The organism is Paraburkholderia bengalensis (assembly GCF_037126505.1).
In the GTDB taxonomy this organism is placed as follows: domain Bacteria; phylum Pseudomonadota; class Gammaproteobacteria; order Burkholderiales; family Burkholderiaceae; genus Paraburkholderia; species Paraburkholderia bengalensis.
On sequence record NZ_JACFYJ010000021.1, the window covers coordinates 96251 to 102250 of the forward strand.

Genomic DNA, 6000 nt, shown 5'->3' on the forward strand with positions numbered 1-6000 from the left:
CGGCCCGGGGCGGTTGTTAGTTTTTTAAGTGATTTTTAAAACCAAAACCAACAAGCTAACTACAGAGAGCGAAAAAGGCTCGCGAAATCAATCAGGTAGCACCGTTTAGGTGAGAATTTCTGTGCTCGAGGTGAGAGATCTTGTTGGCCAAAGGTGAGTGCGAATCCTCACGAAGGTGAGAAGTTTTCCAGCGGCTGGTGAGTGAATTTGTAGGTAAGGAGAGATGGTGAGTGATTTTGTTGCATTATGCCCTCCAGTCGCTGAAACCCTTGCCAGACAATGGGCTAGCGGGAAAACGATCGGTCGTCGGTGAGTGGTTTTGTTGAACGGAAGGTGAGTGATTTTGTGCGTTGCCATAGTTAGGGTGCTCACTTTTTTCCGCTCGAGTCGCGCGAGGTCGTCCGAACGAAGTTCTTGGTCGATGGCTCCTGTGGATAAATCGCGTTCGGCGGTGGCTGATGGTGAGAAATTTTGTAGAGGCGTAACCTGCGCGGCCATACACGTCAGCGGCTCGTTCCGGCTGAGAGAAGGATGATTGAAGTGCGCCCGGAGCCACGTGCCTTCCCGCTGCGAGGCGGCCTTTCGTTGGTGAGTAGAATTGTTGAAATAGCCAAGTGGCCTCATGCGCTGGCCAATGCCTCCCCTCAGCTGGCGCCAGCGTGTCGACATATTTCCACAATTCATCTCACCATGAGCGCACCTGCCGCCGTGCTTCGACAAGGGCAGTCAAGGCTTGGTCCCCTCTGACCGTTGGGGTTTTTCATTGGTTTTCAGTCATTTAGGCGACAAATTTCAGAAGCCAGCTAAGGCGAACGCGCTTTTGTCAAAGTTTTCGAGTATTCTACGCTTTGTCCTGATTTCAGGTGAAAGCGTAAAAATGATGAATAAAGCCGAATTCCCTCCTATCACGCGCAAGGTGCCTCTAGCGAAAATCGCCAATTTTGCGAAAAAGCTGGACGGACTGACAGCCGAACTGCGTGAGCAAATCCTTACGCCGAGGCCGCGAAAGGCGCCACCGAACTTTACGACTGCCGAAGTGGCAGATTTGTGCGGGCTAGACCGGACCAAACTCCACTACCAAGCAACACGTGAAGGCAGCACTTTGCCGCCGGGCGTTGCGCACGGAACGGGACGTAGCCGCCTGTTCAGCCTGGCAGAGGCACGCACCTACGTACAACAATTGTCGGAAATCTATCAATCGCCGCTAGTGACTGGTCGCGAGGCCGACGGCAAGATCGTTCTGGTTGCAAACTTCAAGGGAGGGTCAACGAAGACTACGACCACCATGTGTATTTCTCAGGGGTTGTCGTTGCGTGGGCGGAAGGTACTGGTGGTTGACTTGGACCCGCAGGCATCACTGTCCGAACTTTGCGGACTTTATGCTGAGAAGGAGGTCGACGAGGATTCGACAGTGCTCCCTTTTATCTATAACGAAGAGATGGAAGGAGGTCTGGAATACGCGATCAAGGAAACTTATTGGGACGGCTTGGATGTGATTCCCGCGCATCCATCGCTGTTCAGTGCTGAGTTCTTCATCCCCTCGATGCTTAAGACTCGCCCGAGCTATCAGTTTTGGGCAATCCTGCGAAAAGGCTTGGAGCCGCTGCGCAAGAAATACGACTACATCATCTTGGACACTGCGCCATCCCTCTCCTACCTCACTTTAAACGCGTTGATGGCAGCTGATTCGATGGTGATGCCCTTGGTGCCAGAGAGCTTGGACTTCATCAGCTCGGTGTCGTTCTGGGGGCTATTTTCGGATATAGCCGCGAACTTCATGGAGAAGGAGTCAGACAAGGTCTACGATTTTATCTCCGTCATTCTGTCGAAAGTGGATACAAGCCCGACTTCATCTGCACCCATTGTTCGTTCTTGGACGCAACGCGCCTACGAAGACTGGCTGACTACGACCGAGATTCCGGCAAGTTCGGTGATGAGCAACGGGGCGCTAGCGCTATCGACTGTGTTTGACCTCAGCAAATCCGATGGGGTTTCAAAGACGGTGCAGCGTGTACGCCAACCGCTGGTCGAATACTGCAGGTGGATTGACAACATGTACGTCGATGAATGGAGTCTCGCGCAATGAGCAGCATTCGTGATCGCATGGCTCAACAAACTGCCAACCTCCGGAAGACGTCCTCAATCTCTGACGAGGAGATGGAAACGACCAAACCCGTGGTTGAGAAGCCGAAGACGGGACCCGGGATGGCGGGGGCGTTGGCGGCCGCACAATTAAAAATTCAAGAGTTGGAAGCGCGCGGCGGCCAGGCAACGATTCCAGTTGCCGAGGTGGTGCCTAACCCATGGCAACCTCGGCGCATTTTTGTCGAATCCGAGCTTTCGGATCTTGCCGAGTCAATTCGCGAGAAGGGCTTAGTTCAGCCGGTGGCGGTGCGGCGCGTCGAGTCCGGCTACCAGCTGATCGCTGGTGAGCGGCGATTGCGTGCGCACAAGATCTTGGGCCTGGAGCAGATTAAGGCGGTAATAGTCGAATGCTCCGATGAGGACATGGTAGTTCTCGCGTTGGTAGAGAACATCGGGCGTGCCAACCTGACCGACTACGAAGTTGCAGTTTCGCTCCGTCGGGCGGAAGCAGAGTTCCCGAATAGAAAGCGGCTCGCCGAGTCCCTCGGCATGTCGCGCTCCGGGCTGTATCAATTCCTGGCCTTCGACAAGCTCCCTGATTTCATCAAGGAGCATTTGGACTTGCAACCGGCATTGCTGGGTTGCAACGCCGCAGAGGAAATTGTCTCGGCTATTAAGAAGCATGGCGCCGCAGGCTTGGCTGCGGCAAAGGACTTATGGCCGGACGTCGTTAAAGGAGAAATTCTCCAGGGCCGTTATGCTGCGGCAATCGCCGCGCAGGCCACGCGCAAAGGGTCACGAGCTGAGGCGCGCGAGCGGAGTATCGCGAAGTTTTTTTCGGGCAAGGAGCAGGCCGGAAGCATTACGAAGGACGTCAATTCCTTCACAGTCAAGATCAAGACGGGATCGCTTAGCGAGGCTCAGGAGACTCGCATCCGGCAACTGATTAGCGAGCTGTACCGGGAAGAACCAAGCGCGCAGCAGTGACGCAGCCATTCCAATGGAAGCCCGCAACCGCGGGCTTTTTTCATGCCCAAGCCAAAGACGGTCGGCGCGACGGCGCGGTGTCAGTAGTACCGACACAGTGTCCGCACACCGGGGGACGCAGTTGGCGCCCGCGTGTCAGTACTACTGGCACGCGGGGCTTTGTGTCGGCGCCGCCTAGAGACCTAAACGGTGCGAGTGCCCGGTAATACCGACGTCGGCCCAAGTTCGGACCACGCTCGGGCCAAGAAACGCTTGAGAAATTGGCGTAAGCCATAGTCGGGCCAAAGACGGGCCGAAGAGCGGTGCGATGTCGCGCGACGTGTCGAGAAGCAGCACGCTCTCTACGTCCGTACGCTCCTGATTCTGGCGCGCGCTGACATCTCTGGTGCGTAGTAGAGAGTTGAGGTCGTGGTGGCGACTGACAAGTCTCATGAACGTGACTGAGTCGGCCGTTAATATCTAATCAATCGGCGACTTTAAACTGCCTAGCAAAGTTCTTAATTGATGGCTTTTCGATGGTCGCTACGGCTGCACGTAAGATCCTTCGTCGTCGTACCGCGCACATCGTTATTCATGTGGCAGACCCTCTTCGGTGGCTGCTCTCTACCACGCCGGCAACGGTACTCAACTGGTCCTCTTACAGACAAGCGGCAGTGGTGCTGACCGACAAACTGAAGATAAAACTGGGATTCGCCAAGATGCGTGAAGCGGTAGCGGTATCCGAACTTCCTGCCGCGATCCTTTCATGGTCGAACGAGTGAGATCAGCGACCCTCAAGGGAAGTCGCGCTCAGTTGTCCGCGCTTGTCTGCGGGAAACACCTCTCGATTTCAGCGAGGTGGGAATCGCCGAAAAAACCGCACGGGAGCTGTCGAAAGCAGCAAAGACACACGGTGTCTCTACGTTCTTGCGGGTCGGAAGCAGCAGTATTTCCGCCCCTGTCTCTCGCTGATAAATACAGGGAAGGGCTCGCGGCAGATGCCAATCGCGCTACGCAACAATCTTACCCACCTGACTCCTTCTCCTAAATAACCCTATGCCACAGCTGAGATCGCGCTCCTGATATGCCGACCGAAGAAATCGCCCGGCAGTACCGAGAGGCGGAAACGTCTCTGCGGCAGGCCGAAGCCGAAGTAAGCACACTGCTCACTCACTCCGCTTGAGCTAATGAACCTTCACGGTCAACCGGACGGACGTTGTATTGAGCGAGTCGTGCCCCGCAAAATTCCGCCTACTTTCGAGGCTCACGCCGTTTGCCACCGCGTGCGAGAAGAACGCGTGCCGTAACGCCGCGAAGGCGCGTGCGTGACGGGAGTGGTGAAGCAAGGCCTCCGCATCGCCACCGCGAAAAAGCGCTTGATCACGGCATACAGCGTGGCATATTGGTCGGGCCTCGTCTGCCGCGGGAGGCCGACCGGCGTAGCTTGCACGTCAACGTCTTTTGCAGCCGCTTCGCGTTCCACCCGACCAATGCGCTGCTTGTCGGGCTGCGCGGGAATGACCGTCGTGCCACGGGCAGGCGAGGGGACCGCGCGCAAAGCCGCGTACGGCCAGATAGCCGCCGAGCGCCTCAAGGACGGGCGGCACGAGCGGGAGAAGCGCTTCACGCCCTTGCCCACAACGCGCAACAGATGGATCAACCCGAGTTCCGCACCGGCATAGTGAACAATGATGTCGTCAGTGAATGCGCCGCACAGCTCGGCGCGGCGACGAAACATGGGTAGCGGTGTGCGCGGGCTTTATCAACCAACAGGCGCCTATGCCCTAAAAATAGAAACTGAATTGCCGCCTCCATACGGAAAGTACCGCCGTCATCAGTTGCTCGGGGCTTATGAGGGAGGTGAGGGCGAGAGCGCGGGGTTCAATTGGTCAACCTCCAGCCTCAATGGCTTCTTGAGAGTGCTTTTGAACGGCCGCTCTGACCGAGGGCAGTACCGCGACTGAGCGAAAGGAACTCCGGTTGGCCACCTCCAAGCGTGCTGCGAAAAGGATAGCCGAGCCAAAAAACACGGCAGGCAGGTGCTACGGTCGTTGAGCATCCATACCGAGGAAATCCACCCCGAAGGCGAAACATGGTTGGCCATGCCCGGGATTTCCACCGAACAGCGAACTCAACTGAGCCGGCTATCTAGCGTCCCCCTGACGGACTGCGGACACTCACGGAGGCCTTTTTGGATCTGCGAACCCCCGACGGAATGGCTCATACGCTAAGGATTACTAATGAATAATGCCCGCGGGGCCCTTTGGAGTCTTCCCCGGCTCGGACCATTAGTCATTGGCGGACCCCGTTCGACGCGGCGAGTCACCGTACTCGTCCCCGGTGTCACTTCGGGCCGTACTGTCAAACGGCCCCGCACCCAGTCTGTTTCGACATTACCGGGCGGTAATGTCAAACCGTCCGCGGGGCTACGAGTCGCGCGTGAAACATCCGGAAAGAAAGAATAGCGCCGATAAATCATTGATTTAGCGCATCTAATTCGAGTCGTTTGTCGGATGTTTCACGAAAATTTGAGGCCACAGGCGTCTCAGCGCACCATCAATGCACTTGGCGAGCGGCATACACCCTCGTTCGCAAAAATGTAGTGATTGATACGTTATTTGTAAAAAAATCCTTCACTCGCGGCAGGGCGGAAGCGAAGTCGCCGCCGCCGATTGCCATCCTCCGCGCGAAGCGGTTATCACGGTGTGCGCGGCCGGTTACCAAGAATTGGTATAATGGATACAGAAACTAGGAGAGCCAATGATGGGCAAGAATACATCCGTTTCGCTCGGCGACCACTTCGCCGAATTTGTCGAAGATCGCGTGCGGGCCGGGCGATACGACACGGCAAGCGACGTGGTTCGGGCCGGCCTGCGTTTGCTGGAGGAACAGGAAGCCAAACTCGATGCCTTGCGTGTCGAACTCGAGAAGGGGGAGCGCTCCGGCCCG

At 56.5% G+C, this 6000-nt stretch carries 5 protein-coding genes; 4 read left to right on the forward strand and 1 reads right to left on the reverse strand.

The genetic code is table 11. The features are described 5' to 3' along the window. Nucleotides 1–880: 880 nt before the first annotated feature. The 3 genes from H3V53_RS15445 (at nt 881) to H3V53_RS15455 (ending at nt 3833) form a co-directional block, all read left to right on the forward strand. On the forward strand, nt 881–2086 hold the full coding sequence (locus H3V53_RS15445) for a ParA family protein (protein WP_336598679.1): 1206 nt from the start codon (nt 881–883) through the stop codon (nt 2084–2086). Next, the gene (locus H3V53_RS15450; protein WP_336598673.1) at nt 2083–3072 is read left to right on the forward strand and encodes a ParB/RepB/Spo0J family partition protein; all 990 of its coding nucleotides are present in this window, start codon (nt 2083–2085) and stop codon (nt 3070–3072) included. Before H3V53_RS15445 ends, H3V53_RS15450 begins: the two co-directional genes overlap by 4 nt. 515 nt (nt 3073–3587) lie before the next feature. Next, nucleotides 3588–3833: a hypothetical protein gene (locus tag H3V53_RS15455; protein WP_336598674.1), complete on the forward strand. Its 246-nt coding sequence runs from the start codon at nt 3588–3590 to the stop codon at nt 3831–3833. Between the two features lie 482 nt (nt 3834–4315). Here the strand turns inward: H3V53_RS15455 and H3V53_RS15460 are convergent, their stop codons facing one another. Then, nucleotides 4316–4789, reverse strand: coding sequence for a hypothetical protein (locus tag H3V53_RS15460; RefSeq protein WP_336598675.1), 474 nt, complete (start codon nt 4787–4789; stop codon nt 4316–4318). Between the two features lie 1025 nt (nt 4790–5814). On the opposite strand from H3V53_RS15460, the gene H3V53_RS15465 reads away from it, so the two are divergent. Further along, nucleotides 5815–6000 (forward strand): type II toxin-antitoxin system ParD family antitoxin (locus tag H3V53_RS15465; protein ID WP_336598680.1); only part of this gene is annotated, 186 nt, incomplete at its 3' end.